The organism is Yoonia maritima (assembly GCF_043641945.1).
In the GTDB taxonomy this organism is placed as follows: Bacteria; Pseudomonadota; Alphaproteobacteria; order Rhodobacterales; family Rhodobacteraceae; genus Yoonia; species Yoonia maritima_B.
The window spans coordinates 139,142-154,945 of the sequence record NZ_JBHZRX010000007.1 but is presented as its reverse complement, the minus strand read 5'-3'; the positions used below and the strand labels follow the sequence as shown (position 1 = coordinate 154,945).

Genomic DNA, 15,804 nt, shown 5'->3' with positions numbered 1-15,804 from the left:
GTTAATCGTTCTGGGAATGTGGCATCTGCTACGGCTGTAGCGGACCCCATGATGGATCCGAAGCGCCACCTTGGACAGGGACTGCCTTTAGGTTCCGGCCAGAGATATCAACGGAATAGAGTGATGTCGTGCCGCTTTCACCTTGGGTTTCACGGCTAAACATGATCACGCGGCCGTTAGGCGACCATGTTGGGCCTTCATCAAGGAATGAAGCTGTCAAAAGGCGCTCTTCTGATCCATCGGTGCGCATCACGCCAATATGGAAACGTCCCGCGTGCTGCTTCGTAAAGGCGACTAGATCACCACGAGGTGACCAAACTGGGGTACCATAGCGACCTTCACCAAAAGAAATGCGGCGTGCTTCACCACCATTTGCGGACATGATGTACAGTTGCTGGGTGCCGGAACGGTCACTTTCGAACACGATCTGGCTGCCATCGGGTGATAGGCTTGGCGCTGTTTCAATCGAAGGGGCGGACGTCAGGCGCGTGTATTGACCCGTTGATAGGTCAGAACGGAAGATATCCGTGTTACCGCCGTTCGACAGGCTGTAAATGACGGAACCGCCATCGCGTGAAAAACGGGGGCTAAACGCCATTTCGCCGGGTGCTGTTTGCAACTGCTGACGTCCAACATTGGCGACATTCAGCACGTTGATCCGTGGGAAGCCACTTTCAAAGCTCGTATAGAGCACGCGATCGCCGTTCGGCGAAAACCTAGGGGCAAGGACAATTGTGCTGCTGTCAGTCAGATACTGAACATTTGCGCCGTCAAAATCCATGATCGCCAACCGCATCTGACGGTTATCTTTTGGGCCACTTTCAGCAACATAGACGACACGGCTGTCGAAATAGCCGCCCTCGCCTGTGACCCGGCTATAAACCGCATCTGCAACCTTGTGCCCCATCCGGCGCCAACCCGCAGTCGTGCCCGCAAACTGCAGCCCACCGCCAAGCTCCTGCCCCGAGAACACATCATACAAACGGAACTTTACCGTTAGTTGATCACCGTTCACAGCAACAGCACCTACAACTAGCGCCTGCGCATTGATTGCGCGCCAGTCGGCAAACTGAACCGGTTGAGAGAATGAAGAAACCTGCGAAATAAAGGCGTTCGCCGGGATTTCGCGAAATAGCCCGGTGCCGGACAGATCCTGCGCAACCAGTCGGTTCAGATCGTTCGCTACCTGCGTGGCTTCGGCATTTTCAGCCTGAAACGTAGGCGCCGCAAAAGTGATCGGTTCGATCACACCATCTGTGATCGTCAATCGCAATGGACCATTCTGGGCGGTCACGGGGCCCGCCAACATCAAAGCTACCAAGAGTGTAAGAAGTCTTTTCATCATCTTTGCCTCATTTCGCATGGTCAGGTTTACCCTAATCCGCATTTATCGTTCCTTCATAGCAGGGGTGTGAAACCATTTCACCTCACCTACACATGTTCATCGTTAACGTAGCCGCATTCCGCTGGGGTCAAATGTAATTACAACATCTTTCCATTGGTCGTATTTATCAGCAGGCAATTGATAGCCGCCAGATTGGCATCGCAAAATCGCGCGGCGGGCAGCCTCAAACGCGGTATCCGCGGCGCTTTGGTCGCCCTGCGCACTGATGAGCCTCGGTTGCCCTACCACCAAACCATTGCGGTCCAGTTCAAAGCCAACCTCGACAGTTACCCGTGCCGCAACTGATCCAGGGTCAACGTTCCAGCAACGATTGACCGACACGCGAAAGCTATCGCGCTCTGAACCCGTCATCGGCGGACCTGCTGCAACGGCTGGCGCGGACGGTGCCTCAGCAGCCAACGCGGCAGCCAACGCAGCAGCAACAGCATCATCGCTGGCTTCGCTTGCAGGTGGTGTCGGTGCCTCAACTGGTGTTTCAGCAGTTTGGGTCGGTGCCTCTGGCTCGGCAGCGGGGGGCGTTGGGCGACTAGGACGCGCAACAGGACGCAAAGAAGTCTCGACCAATCCCGAAGGCTTTTCATTTTCAACTGCGATTTCAGGCGCGGTTTCTTCAGGTGCTGTCGGCGTAACCTCTTCGGTCACAACCTCAGCCGGGGCCGTTTCATCAGGAACGACCTCTTCGCGCACGACATCATCAATCTGCGTATCTGGCGGCGGCGGCGCAGATGGTGTCGACGCAATACGATCCGCCTGCGTTGGCGCAGGCGGTTCATTCACATCAACATTTGGCGACGATGGCGCGGCGGCTGGCACCTCCGGGGCGATAGGTGGTTCATCCGTTGCTTCAGTCACCAAAGGTGCGGGCGGCGGCGGCGGCGGCAGTTCCTCGACAGGCTGATCAACTGGCTCTGGTGGCGGCGCAGTTTCGGCAGGTTGTTCTTCGGCTGGCGGCGGTGGCGGCGTATCATCAATGATAGGCTGCGCTGGCGCAGTTGGTTCTGCGTTACCGGGCGTCGGCGTGCGGGCGGCCATCATCTGCTCGAACTCTTCGCCGCTCACCACAGATACATCCATAGCTTCAAACTCAAGCGGCTCGGAATCGAGCCCCCACCCAAGTATCAGCCAGCCAATTAGAACAATATGACCTGTGGCAGAGATATACGTGCCCGGCGTTTGCATGACTTAACCGTCCGACCCCGTAAAGGAAGGCCCACCAACATCTGTCACGAGACCGATGTTCGAAAAACCGCCAGCGTTCAGCGCGCCCATGATTTCCGCCACTTTATTCCACTGGTTCGCGCCATCAGCGCGCAGGAAGATACGGTCGCTTGTACGTTCGGCTGCGATGGCCTGCAACTTTGCAACCAGTTCTTCTGGCGACGTTTCGGTTTCTTGGATCATGATCACACCATCGGCAGTGATGGTCACCGTCAACGGCTCTTCATCATCACCGGGCAAAGCATCGGCCGCCGTTTTCGGCAGTTCCACAGGAACGCCAACGGTCATTAATGGGGCAGCAACCATAAAGATGATCAAAAGCACCAGCATCACGTCAACAAATGGCGTGATGTTGATTTCAGCCATGGGCTGAACCCGGCTCCCGTGGCGTCGGCGGCGTCTTCCGCCCCCGTCACCTGATTTCATTACACCCGCACCCATGATCAGCTATCCAACTGGCGACTTAGGATTGTCGCGAATTCGTCGGCAAAGGCTTCGTAGCCTGCGACGATACGATCACTATCAGCAGACAATTTGTTATAGAATATCACGGCAGGAATAGCGGCCAACAGGCCCAAGCCCGTCGCCAGCAGCGCTTCGGCGATACCTGGAGCAACGACGGCTAGGTTTGTGTTTTGTGCTTCCGCGATTTCGATAAACGCGTTCATGATACCCCAAACGGTCCCGAACAAGCCAACGAATGGTGCCGTAGAACCAACAGTCGCCAACACTGGCAGGCCCTTTTGCAGCTTCGCGGCCTCTTTGGCGATCGCGACATCCATGGATCGATCGATCCGTGCAGTCGCCCCGGCGATCAATCCGCCGTCTTGGCGATGCGACCTCCGCCACTCGAGCATGCCAGCGACGAAAATCTTTTGGCTCGCGCCGTCCGGATCAGTCCCGATCTGGTCAAACAGACCATCCAATGGTTCGCCCGACCAGAACTGTCGGTCAAAAACCTCGGCCTCTGCACGCGCTTTGCGATACTGAATAATCTTGTCCACGATCACGGCCCAGCACCAGATAGATGCGGCGATCAACATGATCATGACGAGTTTTACGGTGATTGTCGCGCGCGCAAATAGCGCCCACATCGTGAAGTCGGTTGCTGCTTCCATTGTGCCTGCTCTGCCTGTAGGCCCGATTGTGGGCTCTGATTACAACCATCTTTAACGCAAGCCGAAATTAAAATCCAATCAATCCGGTATGACAGGGCCGAAACTAAGAAAATTAATGCACCGACTGGCGGATCGCCGCCGGAAGGCGGGCCACGGCACCAGCTTCATTCATGCAGATAATGGTCACAAGGGCCGAAAACAGCAGAACTTCCCCGCGCTTTACGTCTTGCTTGACTGTCAATCGCACCCCGGTACGTTCAGCTAGGCTGGTTTCAACGATCAATTCATCGTCAAAACGTGCCGGGGCAAGGTAATCCGCCTCAACCCGGCGTACCGCAAAGACAAAGCCATCCGCCTTCATCGCAACCTGATCAATCCCCATCTCGCGGACCCATTCACTGCGGGCGCGCTCGATGAACTTAAGGTAATTGGCATAGTAGACGATGCCAGCTAGGTCAGTGTCTTCGTAATAGACGCGGATTGGGAACCTGTGGGTCATAGCAGCCGTGCACCTAAGCGTAACGCATGGCTCGCATCACGCGCCGCGACGGGCATCACCGGATCGTAGGCCGCGCGAATGACGTCACCGATTTCGGGGCGCAAGGCAACTTTGCCTTCAATCATCGCCAACGGCGGCACCTCAGAAAACGCTGTATCGGACCACAGCAAGATAACCTGCACAGCTTGGGACAAAGCCAGCGTATCCGCGGGGGCCTGCGCCATCTGATCATCCATGCGCATGAAAACAAACGCTGCCTGGATCGCACCCGCCTCATCAAACCGGAAGATACGGTATTGATTAGCATCGGCCGCCTGAAGACGCGGCACCAGCGTTCCCAACTCCGGCAACAGCTTATCTAAATGCGGAACGTCAAGCAGCTCATTCCAGTCCTGACAGAAGAACATCATCAGGTTCGCCCCCAACTCCATGTCTGTCTCATCCATCTTGTGACCTGCTAATGCCACGACAGCCTCAATCGCGCCCTTGAACACAGCCAAGGTCGCGTCATCGACACCAAAGACCACAGGCACAATTGGGCGCCCCCAACGTGCAAACACATAATCCCCGTCTGACCGTGTAAATAAAGGCGCTACATCATCCATCATCTTGCTCTAACTACTCCCCCGCCGGAGGCGTCCCATCTCTCAACCAAATAAGTCCGTCTGCGATTTAGGTGGGTTCAACCCCAAATGCGCCCAAGCCGCTTGGGCCAGCATCCGCCCACGTGGCGTACGTTGGATCAACCCCTTCTGCAGCAAGTACGGCTCAATCACATCCTCCAAACTGTCACGGCTTTCGGACAGCGCAGCAGACATGGTTTCAACCCCAACAGGACCGCCGCCATAGCTCTCTGCGATAAGGCGTAGATAGCGGCGGTCGGCATTATCCAACCCCAAATGATCAACCCCTAACCGGGTCAGCGCGCGATCTGCAATTTCCTGCGTTACCGTTCCGTCGCCTTCGACAATCGCGAAATCCACAACGCGACGCAGCAAACGCCCAGCGATACGTGGGGTACCGCGTGCGCGGCGGGCGATTTCTCGGGCTCCTCCATCTGATGCGGGCGCCCCCATCAAACGTGCACCGCGTGTAACGATCAGATGCAGCTCATCTTCGGTATAAAACTCTAACCGGGTCGGAATGCCGAAACGGTCACGTAACGGAGTGGTTAACAGCCCCATGCGGGTCGTTGCGCCGACCAAGGTAAACGGCTGCAATTCAATTCGCACTGTCCGTGCGGCAGGCCCTTCACCAATCACCAAATCCAGCTCAAAATCTTCGAGGGCTGGATACAGCACCTCTTCGACAGCCGGGTTCAGGCGGTGGATTTCGTCGATGAATAGAACATCACGGGCTTCGAGGTTGGTTAGGATCGCCGCCAAATCGCCAGCTTTCGCCAACACAGGGCCAGAGGTCATTCGAAAATTCACGCCCAATTCACGCGCCATGATCTGGGCCAGCGTGGTCTTACCAAGGCCGGGTGGACCGTGGAACAACGCGTGGTCCATCGCCTCGCCGCGACGACGCGCACTTTCGATAAAAATCTTAAGATTGGCCCGTGCGTCCGCCTGCCCAATAAACTCGTCCAGAGTCTGCGGACGCAACGCGCGATCCGCATCTTCGGGCTGGGGTGCTGGGCGCAATGTCGGGTCAGGCTCGTTCATGGATTACCCCTACCCCTTTGGGGCAAGCAGCTTCAAGGCCGCGCGGATCAAAGTCGACGTATCAGCGTCAGGATCAGCGCCTGCGGCTTCGGCCACAGCGCTCGCCGCGTCGCCGGGCGCATAGCCAAGGTTTGCAAGCGCCGATAGCGTTTCGGCTTGTGCTGGGTTTGCTTTCTTAGCGGGAGAACGTTTTGCAGGGGTGGGTGTCGGAGCCTCAATTACCTCGTCGCCCAGTGCTTCGGCAACGGTTCCACCCATCGCCATAACGCCCGGCGCTTTATCCTTCAGGTCCAGAATTACCTTCTGCGCCGTTTTCGGGCCGACGCCTTTGGCCTTTGCGACCGCATTCCAGTCACCCAATGCAATTGCCCGACTAACACCATCCTCACCCAAGGTACCAAGGATAGATAGCGACGCCTTCGCGCCAATCCCTTGGACAGACATCAACATGCGGTGCCACTCTTTTTCAACAAGCGTCGTAAAACCGAAGAGTTGAAGATTATCCTCGCGCACCAGCAGATCGGTATATAGCGCGACCGCCTCGCCATTGCCGGGCAGCCCAGCCATGACGCGTTCAGAGACATAAACGATGTAACCAACACCACGAACATCGATCAGAACGTGATCTGTGCTGCGGTATTCCAAACGACCTGCGATTTTACCTATCATGCGCCTGCCTTTGCTAATGCTTTGGCCAATGTGCCTGCCGATTGTAGATGGTGCGAATGACAGATCGCGATCGCCAATGCATCGGCAGAGTCAGCACCAGCGATTTTCACGCCCGGTAGCTGCAATTTCACCATATGTTCGATTTGATGCTTTTCAGCGTGGCCAACACCGACGACAGCCTTTTTGACCGCATTCGGGGCGTATTCGCCAATTGCCAATCCCGCTTGCGCAGGAACCAGCATCGCAATTCCGCGCGCTTGGCCTAGCTTTAGCGTTCCAACACCATCTTTGTTCACGAATGTCTGCTCCACCGCTGCGGCATCTGGCTGCCACTGATGGATCACGTCCGTTAGTTGCTCATGAAGCGACAAGAGCCGCGCGCCAAGGTCAGTCCCGACTGAATGACAGATTCCATTGGCGATATGTGACAGGCGCGAACCAGACACTTCGATCACGCCCCACCCCATATTTCGCAGACCTGGGTCGATTCCCAATACGCGCATTGCTCGCCTCAGTATTATTATTGTCTTTTATGCGGTAGCACAAAAGGCGAACAAAGACCAAGTGCCTTTCCACCCAACACAAACACCGCGCAACCATCTCGAAACAAAGGTGCTAAAAACTCGCTAAAATCAGCAAACTAGCAAACCCTTTAGAAATAAGGTCAAATAACGGCACCTGATTAATAATTAGGCATTCTAAAAACTCATACGGGGTATGCAAAAATAGGCCTAGCTTGGGCTTTAGAAGCCCCTTAGATGCCGCCCATCAAGTTAACTCTGCCTCGCAGAAACCGTTCAAGGAATGAGCCAATGGCCAATGTAAATACAAACCTTGCGGCGTCCAGCATCCTTGCCGGTCGCGTCGCTTCTTTCTGTCACCATACACTAAACGCTGTTGCACAGTGGAATGACGCACGCGTGACACGCAACGCGCTGTCAAAACTGTCAGCACGTGAACTAAACGATATCGGCCTTACAGTCGAAGATATCGCGACAGTTGCTGCACGCAGGACACGCTAATACCCCCACCACTCACAAATGCGAAAGGCCACGCCCAATTACGGGCGTGGCCTTTTCGTTTTCATTGTCCGGCACCCTATTAGGGCATGATAGTTTTAACCTTGTCCGCGATGAACACGGTTGCAACGTCAGGCTGCATAACCCACGCACCCGCTTGCTCCATCACGCTTCCTTCGCTTAGGGCCGTAACGCGCTCTGCGTAAGCTGCGTCACCCATGGATGCGAAAAGAAATCCCTTGAAGACAAATCCGGTCACGACCAGCGCAAGCAGACCTTTCAGCGGGAAGCGTGGTCGATAGACACGTGGACGCGCAACAATCAGACCATCTGCGGTAACAGTTTTAACAACACCATGAGCCATCCGATCATGACGACGGACGATGCGCTTTAGCCGTTTATCAAATGGGACGTTAGCTTGTGCCATGTTACACTCCAGAAAATAAATACTCGAATAAATCCCGAGTAAGTTCACCACCTATGAAATCAGAAACAAGCCATTTCGCAAGAAACGTAACATTAATTCGTCAAACTGGTGCTTTCTTGCTCATTGTTAGCGTCGTCCATTCAACAATGCTACTTCTTTTTGCAACATTGAAGCCATTCTCGAGATAAACGGACACAACTTCGTCAGCTTGCTCGTTCAGGATACCCGAGAGAATCACATACCCCCCGGTTGTGACATTGCGTGCCATGTCAGGGGCAAGGCCGATCAGCGGACCCTTTAAAATGTTGGCAAAAACGAGATCATAGGGGGCACCGGACGCAAGCTCAGGTGCGTCAAAGCCCGCAGCGACAACACAATTTACGCGACCCTTAAGATCGTTTGCAACGACATTTGCGTTCGCCACTTCTACCGCAACAGGGTCAATATCGCTTGCCACTACAACGTCAGGTAAGACTTTCGCTGCCGCCATAGCGAGCACCGCAGTACCACATCCAACGTCCGCAATGCGACGGCCAGCAAATCCTGCCTCGTACAGCGAATCGAACGCCTGCAAACACCCAAGGGTTGTGCCATGGTGACCCGTACCAAACGCCATCGCAGCATCAATTAGCAGTGGAATCTTGTCAGCTGGAACTTTGTCCGCGTCATGACTGCCATAAACATAGAAGCGACCGGCCTCGACCGGGGCAAGTTCACGCTGCACTTTGGATACCCAATCCTGATCCGGGATTTCAGATATGTTAAATGGCTTGGCTTTGTGCAGCGCGGAATAAACCGCCAACGCGCCCGCATCAGGTTCTTCAACGAAATAGGCTGCGACCTCCCACAGACCTGAACCATCTTCGATCTCAAAGACGCCGACACCTGTTGGCTCTGGAAACAGGTCTTCCAAAGCTTCGGAAAGCGCGTAGGCGGCGTCTTCGCCAGTGATTGTCGTCAAAGCCGTGAATGAGGTCATCGCCATCGCCCTATAAAAGATGCCTCGAGTTAGGCGCTACCTTCAGCGGCGTCAAGCGAACCCTTTATACGCCGACACCAATCGGGCACGTCACCCCGGTTCCGCCGATCCCGCAATACCCGTCTGGGTTCTTGGCTAGGTACTGCTGATGATAGTCTTCAGCAAAGTAGAACACGGGCGCATCTCTGACCTCGGTCGTGATAGCGCCATAGCCTGCTTGGGCAAGGCGCGGCGTAAACGCGACCTTTGATGCTTCGGCGGCTGCCTTTTGTTCCGGCGTGACTGTGTAGATGCCTGACCGATACTGAGTCCCGGCATCGTTGCCTTGGCGCATACCCTGTGTTGGGTCGTGGTTTTCCCAAAACACCTGCAACAATTGATCATAAGAAATCACGCTCGGGTCAAAGACGATACGCACAACTTCGTTGTGACCCGTCTTGCCTGTGCAGACTTCTTCATAAGTCGGGTTTGGGGTGTAACCGCCAGCGTATCCAACCATGGTGGAAACGACACCGTCCAGCTGCCAAAAAATACGCTCAACGCCCCAAAAACAGCCCATGCCAAACACCGCCACGTCCATGCCTGCAGGCGCGGCCGCCATTAGCTGGGTTCCAAAGACAAAATGCGGTTCGATCACAGGCATCGGCGTATCACGGCCGGGCAATGCCGCGTCTTGGGCCACCATTTCGGATTTATCGCGGTTCATGAAGAACATGATCAGTCTCCTCGTCTATTCTGTCAGATATAGAGTGTCCGGAAGGTTATTCTACTCTGCCGGGGCAAGTAATGCGCCTTGGAACACAGTCTCGTGTCCAGGGCCTGGATGACGCGGTACCAAAAGCGCAAGCCCAAACGAGGTCGCGGCCATACAAGCGGCAGTCACGAACACAGCGGCCGGCGACAACAGCCACAGATACCCAAGCCCAGCCGGCAAAAAGACAGCTGCGATATGGTTGATCGTAAAGGCAACAGCAGCGGTTGGTGCGATATCCTGTGGGTCGGCGATTTTCTGAAAATACGTCTTAAGCGCTAGTGCCAATGCAAACAGCATGTGGTCAATGACATATAGTGCCGACGCGATGATCACGCCCCAGCTAAAGAAGTACAATCCACCGTAAGCAAGGAACACAAGGATCAGGCCAAAGTATTCGAACAACAAAGCCCGCCGCTCGCCAAACTTAAACACAATCCGCCCCATCAACGGGGCGACGATAATGTTGACGACAAGGTTTATAGTATAAAGCGCCGTAATCTCGTGCACCTTAAAGCCAAATTTCTCGACCATCATGAAGCCTGCGAACACCACAAATATCTGGCGTCGCGCACCTGCCATGAACTGCATCGCATAATACAACCAATACCGCTTGCGTAGGACGAAGGTTTTCAGCTGCGGATGCGGGGCCTCGAACTGCGGATAGGCGAACAAGCAAAACAGCGCGACGATGGCCGTGAACCCGCCTGAGACCATATAGACGAAGTTATAGCTGAGGTCGTAGGTCCGCCATGTCATCACGATAAGGATGTAAGCAACCAAAGTCGCACCTGATCCAGCGGCCATAAGCCAACCAATCGTTTGCGGGGCCTTCTTCTTATCGATCCACTGAAGCTGAAGCGATTGGTTCACTGTCTCGTAATAGTGAAAGCCGATCGACGACAGCATCGTCAGCGTCAGAATTCCGCCCATTGTTGGAAACTGCGCCGTAAGCCCCGTGGCCACGCCAAGCATCACAAGCGCGACCATACCCAACACCTGCTCACGCACGAACATGATGATCGCAATCACACCAATAGCTAAGAAACCCGGAATTTCGCGCACTGTGTGCAGCCAGCCGATGTCGCTACCGTCAAAGTTAGCGACATCGATAACAAAGTTATTCAACAACGCCGACCACGTCGAAAATGCGACAGGCATGGCCATTGCCATGAGGAATAACAGGGCCGCAGGCCGACGCCAGAACGGTAAATTATGAGTATCTTCAAGGCGAATTATTTGCATGGCAAAAGCATTACGCCCGTTTTTTGACATTGGCGATACCTTAAGATCGCAGATCGCTTGTGCGACAGCGCGCCACAGGCATAGCTTCGCGACTATTGATCCACATCAAAGACCTATGCGGTTGGCTCTTTAAAAGGGACGATGCGAACAGAACTAAAACCGCTAGGTCATCTTATGTCATCTACCGAGCCACAATCGCTTTATGCCGCGCGCGAACCAATATTTCCGCGCCGCGTCAAAGGGTATTACCGGAACCTTAAGTGGTGGGTGATGGCCGTGACGCTTGGTATTTACTATCTGACGCCGTGGATCAGATGGGACCGCGGCCCCAATCTTCCGGATCAGGCAGTATTGATCGACATGGCGCACCGCCGGTTCTATTTTTTCTGGATCGAAATCTGGCCGCATGAATTCTACTTTGTCGCAGGCCTTTTGATCATGGCAGGCTTGGGCCTGTTTTTATTCACATCCGCGCTTGGGCGCGTTTGGTGTGGCTATACCTGCCCCCAAACGGTTTGGACCGACCTATTCATCCTTGTCGAACGCTGGATTGAGGGTGACCGCAACGCGCGTGTACGCCTATGGAAGGCCAAGTGGGATTTTCGCAAATGGCGGCTGCGCCTGACGAAGTGGGCAGTCTGGCTTGTTATTGCGTTGGCCACAGGTGGTGCTTGGGTGTTCTATTTCGCGGACGCACCGACACTGGCCCGTGACATCGTGACCTTTCAAGCTCCATCAATCGCGTGGGCAACAATCGCCGTTTTGACCGCAACGACATTTGTTTTTGGCGGGTTCATGCGCGAACAGGTCTGTAATTACATGTGTCCTTGGCCCCGCATTCAGGCCGCAATGATGGACCCTGAAACGCTAACCGTCGCCTACCGCGATTGGCGCGGCGAACCACGCGGCAAAAAGCACGACAACACGACGGGCGATTGCATCGACTGCATGGCCTGCGTCAATGTTTGCCCTGCAGGTATCGACATCCGCGATGGTCAACAGATGGAGTGCATCACATGCGCCCTTTGCATCGACGCCTGCGACGACATCATGGCCAAGATCGGCAAGCCGCGCGGGCTGATTGATTACTTAGCGCTATCTGACCAAGAGGCCGAAGCGGCTGGCCAACCTCCAAAACCCATCTGGCAACATGTGCTGCGGTTCCGCACCATGCTTTACACCGGGCTTTGGGCGCTGATTGGGTTTGGCTTGGTCTTCGCATTGTTCATTCGCGCCGACATCGAAATGACTGTATCGCCTGTGCGCAATCCAACATTCGTGACCCTGTCGGACGGAACAATCCGTAACATCTACGATATCCGCCTGTTGAATAAGAACGGTGAAGATCGTGAATTCCATCTCTCGCTCACGTCAGACGAAATCCTGCGGATTGAGCTTGAAGGCACAGCAGAGCGCAGCATCACCGTCCCTGCGAACGAGACAATGTTGCAACGCGTCTACGTATCCGCCCGGCCGGGCGATGCCCCTGCGACTGCAGACCGGACAGATCTGCGTTTCTGGGTCGAAGATCTTACGTCGGGCGAACGCGCCCATAAGGACACAATTTTTAACGGAAGGGCTGCACAATGACCCGTGAATTTACCGGATGGCATATGCTTGGGATTATGGTTGTCGCCTTTGGTACAATCATCGGCGTAAACCTCACACTAGCTTACAAGGCGGTGCAAACATTCCCCGGCTTGGAAACGCGCAATTCCTATGTCGCCAGCCAGTCTTTTGATGCTGATCGCGCCGCCCAAAACGCACTCGGCTGGACCTTAGAGACACATCTGACCCATACGGAACTGACGCTATCCGTCACCGATGCGAATGGTACGCCGATCACGCCAAAGGTCGTCAGTGCCACATTAGGTCGCGCAACCAACGTTGCCCAAGACATGACACCAGCGTTCACGATTGTGAACGGTGCAATGCACGCGAATGTGGATGCGGGCGCAGGCTATTGGAATTTGCGTTTAGTGCTTGAGGCCGACGACGGCACGATCTTTCGTCGTCGCATTCAGTTGACTGCGCAATGACACAAGCTGCTGCATGTCCGGCATGTATTGGCATGCCTGAAGGGACGCTTGAAAAGGCGGCCTCAAACGGCAATAGCCAGATCGTTTTGTCGTTGCCTGCCATCCACTGCGTGGCCTGTATTAATGGAGTCGAGCGTGCGCTGCGCGGCGTGAGCGGCGTCGCGAATGCCCGCGTAAACCTGTCGATGAAACGGGTGACGGTAGGGCTGGATCGGCCGATTGCACCAGAGCAGTTAATTGACACATTGGAATTAGCGGGATTTGAGGCGCGTCTTTTGGACACTTCGCTGCTTGGGGCCGACACTGACACATATGGTCGGGGGCTGATGACCCGCATTGCAGTGTCCGGCTTTGCGATGATGAACGTTATGTTGCTATCCGTGGCGGTCTGGTCGGGTGCCGTCGGCGCGACCCAACATCTGTTCCACATGATCAGCGCCATGATCGCCCTGCCCGCGCTGATCTATGCGGCGCAACCATTCTTTCACAACGCATGGAGCGCGCTGTCCGTCCGCAAACTGAACATGGACGTTCCGATTTCACTGGCGATCCTTTTGGCCGCTGGCATGTCCCTGTTCGAGACCTTTTACGGTGGCGCGCAAGCCTATTTTGACGCGGCACTATCGCTCACATTCTTCTTATTGATTGGGCGTTATCTGGATCACCGCAGTCGCAAAGCCGCAGCATCTGCCGCTGCGCAGCTTTCAGCGCTTGAGGTGCCGCGCGTCATGCGGTTGCGTGGCGATACCCGCGAAATGATCGACTTTTCAGAGTTGGCCATCGGCGACTATATCCAAGTCCTGCCCGGCGGTCGTATTCCTGTGGACGGCATCATTGTCGAAGGGGCTAGTCAAATTGACCGATCCCTTCTGACTGGCGAAAGCCGTACAGCAGACGCTGGCCCCGATGCAGCGGTCACCGCAGGCGAGGTCAACATGACTGGACCGCTGATCATTCGCGCGACCACCGTTGGCGAAGATACCACCCTACGCAAGATGGTCACCATGGTCGATCAGGCCGAGGCAGTCCGAAACCGCTATACCGCCATCGCAGACAGAGCGGCCGCAATCTATGCGCCCGTTGTTCATCTATTGGCTTTTATCGCGTTCTTGGCTTGGGTCACCTATTCAGGCGATGTGCGCCTTTCGTTGAATATTGCGGTCGCGGTTCTGATTATCACCTGCCCTTGCGCGCTAGGTCTTGCTGTTCCAGCCGTATCAACAACCGCCGCCGGTCGGCTTTTCCGGGCGGGATTGTTGGTTAAAGACGGTACAGCGCTAGAACGGTTAGCCGAGGTCGACACTGTGATTTTCGACAAAACCGGTACACTGACCATGCCCGCTGCTGCACGCGATATGATGGATGAACAAACCCAAGCTATTGCGCTTGCCATGACGCAAAACGCCACGCACCCAATATCGCAAGCCATTGCCGCCTCGCTTACTGGCGTGACCGAAGCAGTGGTTAGCGACCAGAAAGAAAACCCCGGCCGGGGGATCAGCGCTCGATGGAATGGACAAGACGTCCGGCTTGGATCCGGCGCATGGCTTGGTACGAAGGCCGGCACGTATGTTCAGATTGGCAACCAGCCACCGCAAAAGATCGCCCTTCGTTCAGAACTGCGCGAGGGCGCACGCGCGTTAATCCAAGCGTGGCAGAACGCAGGGCTGTCACTGCATCTGGTATCAGGCGACGATGCTGAAGAGACCGGCAAGATCGCAGAGGCGCTTGGGATCACGCACTGGCAAGCAAACACCACACCGGCCGACAAGATTGCCTATGTCGAAAGCTTTGCAGGCACAGGCGCGAGGGTGTTGATGGTCGGCGACGGGTTAAACGACACAGGCGCATTGGCCGCCGCATACGCATCTGTTTCGCCCGCAACGGCAGCAGACGCGTCACGCGCAGCGTCTGACGTGGTCTTGCTAAACGATAGCCTGACGCCGCTGATCGAATTGCCCTTGGTCGCACGGGCCGCAAAGCGTCGGATCGTCGAGAATTTCGCGATTTCGGCGGGCTATAACCTTATTGCTATTCCGGTTGCATTGATGGGATTTGCCACCCCGCTGCTTGCGGCTATTGCAATGTCCGCTTCATCAATCACAGTGTTGGCGAATGCGCTACGACTGCGAGGGCGGGTATGAATATTCTAGTCATCTTGATCCCGGTATCTTTGGTTCTTGGCGGGCTTGGGTTGATCGCGTTTTTATGGAGCCTGCGCAGCGACCAATATGAAGATCTAGAGGGCGATGCTTGGCGGATCTTGTCTGACGATGAAGACAAGCCGCGCGAAGAAAACGACGACAGCACTAAGCCCTTTTGAATAATAAAACTGCTCTTTCTTGGAAAATGACAGGATTACTGGGGCGTGCTGTTGACTCAGGTTGAATGCGTGCCTAACTACGCTTCGTTATCACTCGAACATAGTGAGTGCTAACATGGGAGAAACACGAACTGGAGAAGTTCTGAAATGGCATTTACACCACTTCACGACCGCGTACTCGTTCGTCGCATTGAAGGCGACGAAAAGACTGTTGGCGGCTTGATCATTCCTGACAGCGCTAAAGAAAAGCCTGCTGAAGGCGAAGTAGTTAGCACTGGCGAAGGCGCACGCAAAGACAGCGGTGAGCTGATTGCAATGGCTGTTAAGGCTGGCGACAAAGTGCTGTTTGGCAAATGGTCCGGCACTGAAGTCAAGATCGACGGTGAAGACCTGTTGATCATGAAAGAAAGCGACATCCTCGGAATTCTTTAATTCCGTAGGTCGG

General features: G+C 55.0%; 19 protein-coding genes. 6 read left to right on the top strand and 13 right to left on the bottom strand.

Annotated features, from left to right (window positions below):
* Nucleotides 1-28: 28 nt before the first annotated feature.
* From tolB to ruvC, 9 genes are all read right to left on the bottom strand, one after another.
* The gene (gene tolB, locus ACHUEV_RS15205; protein WP_394181328.1) at nucleotides 29-1,345 is read right to left on the bottom strand and encodes a Tol-Pal system beta propeller repeat protein TolB; all 1,317 of its coding nucleotides are present in this window, start codon (nucleotides 1,343-1,345) and stop codon (nucleotides 29-31) included.
* A gap of 102 nt (nucleotides 1,346-1,447) precedes the next feature.
* Complete coding sequence (locus ACHUEV_RS15200; protein WP_394181326.1) at nucleotides 1,448-2,584, bottom strand: energy transducer TonB; 1,137 nt, start codon at nucleotides 2,582-2,584, stop codon at nucleotides 1,448-1,450.
* Between the two features lie 3 nt (nucleotides 2,585-2,587).
* Nucleotides 2,588-3,064 carry a protein TolR gene (gene tolR, locus ACHUEV_RS15195; protein ID WP_394181324.1) on the bottom strand — a complete coding sequence of 159 codons (477 nt, stop codon included), beginning with the start codon at nucleotides 3,062-3,064 and terminating at the stop codon, nucleotides 2,588-2,590.
* Nucleotides 3,065-3,066: 2 nt separating this feature from the next.
* Nucleotides 3,067-3,741, bottom strand: a complete 675-nt coding sequence (gene tolQ / locus ACHUEV_RS15190; protein WP_204353943.1) for a protein TolQ — start codon at nucleotides 3,739-3,741, stop codon at nucleotides 3,067-3,069.
* A gap of 112 nt (nucleotides 3,742-3,853) precedes the next feature.
* Nucleotides 3,854-4,240 carry a tol-pal system-associated acyl-CoA thioesterase gene (ybgC, locus tag ACHUEV_RS15185; protein ID WP_394181322.1) on the bottom strand — a complete coding sequence of 129 codons (387 nt, stop codon included), beginning with the start codon at nucleotides 4,238-4,240 and terminating at the stop codon, nucleotides 3,854-3,856.
* Nucleotides 4,237-4,845 carry a hypothetical protein gene (locus tag ACHUEV_RS15180; protein WP_394181470.1) on the bottom strand — a complete coding sequence of 203 codons (609 nt, stop codon included), beginning with the start codon at nucleotides 4,843-4,845 and terminating at the stop codon, nucleotides 4,237-4,239. Before ACHUEV_RS15180 ends, ybgC begins: the two co-directional genes overlap by 4 nt.
* 42 nt (nucleotides 4,846-4,887) lie before the next feature.
* On the bottom strand, nucleotides 4,888-5,907 hold the full coding sequence (gene ruvB / locus ACHUEV_RS15175) for a Holliday junction branch migration DNA helicase RuvB (RefSeq protein ID WP_106358107.1): 1,020 nt from the start codon (nucleotides 5,905-5,907) through the stop codon (nucleotides 4,888-4,890).
* A gap of 9 nt (nucleotides 5,908-5,916) precedes the next feature.
* Nucleotides 5,917-6,576, bottom strand: a complete 660-nt coding sequence (gene ruvA / locus ACHUEV_RS15170) for a Holliday junction branch migration protein RuvA (RefSeq protein WP_106358106.1) — start codon at nucleotides 6,574-6,576, stop codon at nucleotides 5,917-5,919.
* A complete protein-coding gene (ruvC, locus tag ACHUEV_RS15165; RefSeq protein ID WP_106358105.1) occupies nucleotides 6,573-7,079 on the bottom strand; it encodes a crossover junction endodeoxyribonuclease RuvC in 507 nt (168 codons plus the stop codon). Before ruvC ends, ruvA begins: the two co-directional genes overlap by 4 nt.
* Nucleotides 7,080-7,388: 309 nt before the next feature.
* On the opposite strand from ruvC, the gene ACHUEV_RS15160 reads away from it, so the two are divergent.
* Nucleotides 7,389-7,598 (top strand): DUF1127 domain-containing protein, encoded by a 210-nt coding sequence (locus tag ACHUEV_RS15160; protein ID WP_394181319.1) that lies wholly within the window; start codon nucleotides 7,389-7,391, stop codon nucleotides 7,596-7,598.
* A gap of 79 nt (nucleotides 7,599-7,677) precedes the next feature.
* On the opposite strand, the gene ACHUEV_RS15155 is transcribed toward ACHUEV_RS15160, so the two are convergent.
* From ACHUEV_RS15155 to ACHUEV_RS15140, 4 genes are all read right to left on the bottom strand, one after another.
* Nucleotides 7,678-8,022, bottom strand: coding sequence for a hypothetical protein (locus ACHUEV_RS15155; RefSeq protein WP_394181317.1), 345 nt, complete (start codon nucleotides 8,020-8,022; stop codon nucleotides 7,678-7,680).
* A gap of 100 nt (nucleotides 8,023-8,122) precedes the next feature.
* Entirely contained in the window at nucleotides 8,123-9,001 is an 879-nt protein-coding gene (locus ACHUEV_RS15150) for a 50S ribosomal protein L11 methyltransferase (RefSeq protein WP_394181315.1), read from the bottom strand.
* 64 nt (nucleotides 9,002-9,065) lie between these two features.
* Entirely contained in the window at nucleotides 9,066-9,716 is a 651-nt protein-coding gene (msrA, locus tag ACHUEV_RS15145; RefSeq protein WP_394181313.1) for a peptide-methionine (S)-S-oxide reductase MsrA, read from the bottom strand.
* A 51-nt stretch (nucleotides 9,717-9,767) separates the two neighbouring features.
* Nucleotides 9,768-10,997: an MFS transporter gene (locus ACHUEV_RS15140; RefSeq protein ID WP_394181468.1), complete on the bottom strand. Its 1,230-nt coding sequence runs from the start codon at nucleotides 10,995-10,997 to the stop codon at nucleotides 9,768-9,770.
* Between the two features lie 174 nt (nucleotides 10,998-11,171).
* On the opposite strand from ACHUEV_RS15140, the gene ccoG reads away from it, so the two are divergent.
* The 5 genes from ccoG (at nucleotide 11,172) to ACHUEV_RS15115 (ending at nucleotide 15,791) form a co-directional block, all read left to right on the top strand.
* The gene (ccoG, locus tag ACHUEV_RS15135; RefSeq protein ID WP_394181311.1) at nucleotides 11,172-12,587 is read left to right on the top strand and encodes a cytochrome c oxidase accessory protein CcoG; all 1,416 of its coding nucleotides are present in this window, start codon (nucleotides 11,172-11,174) and stop codon (nucleotides 12,585-12,587) included.
* On the top strand, nucleotides 12,584-13,036 hold the full coding sequence (locus tag ACHUEV_RS15130) for a FixH family protein (protein WP_106358100.1): 453 nt from the start codon (nucleotides 12,584-12,586) through the stop codon (nucleotides 13,034-13,036). The genes ccoG and ACHUEV_RS15130 overlap by 4 nt, the downstream gene beginning before the upstream one ends.
* A complete protein-coding gene (locus tag ACHUEV_RS15125; RefSeq protein WP_394181309.1) occupies nucleotides 13,033-15,180 on the top strand; it encodes a heavy metal translocating P-type ATPase in 2,148 nt (715 codons plus the stop codon). The genes ACHUEV_RS15130 and ACHUEV_RS15125 overlap by 4 nt, the downstream gene beginning before the upstream one ends.
* Complete coding sequence (ccoS, locus tag ACHUEV_RS15120) at nucleotides 15,177-15,359, top strand: cbb3-type cytochrome oxidase assembly protein CcoS (protein ID WP_394181307.1); 183 nt, start codon at nucleotides 15,177-15,179, stop codon at nucleotides 15,357-15,359. Before ACHUEV_RS15125 ends, ccoS begins: the two co-directional genes overlap by 4 nt.
* Before the next feature lie 147 nt (nucleotides 15,360-15,506).
* Nucleotides 15,507-15,791 carry a co-chaperone GroES gene (locus ACHUEV_RS15115; protein WP_106358097.1) on the top strand — a complete coding sequence of 95 codons (285 nt, stop codon included), beginning with the start codon at nucleotides 15,507-15,509 and terminating at the stop codon, nucleotides 15,789-15,791.
* Nucleotides 15,792-15,804: the final 13 nt, after the last annotated feature.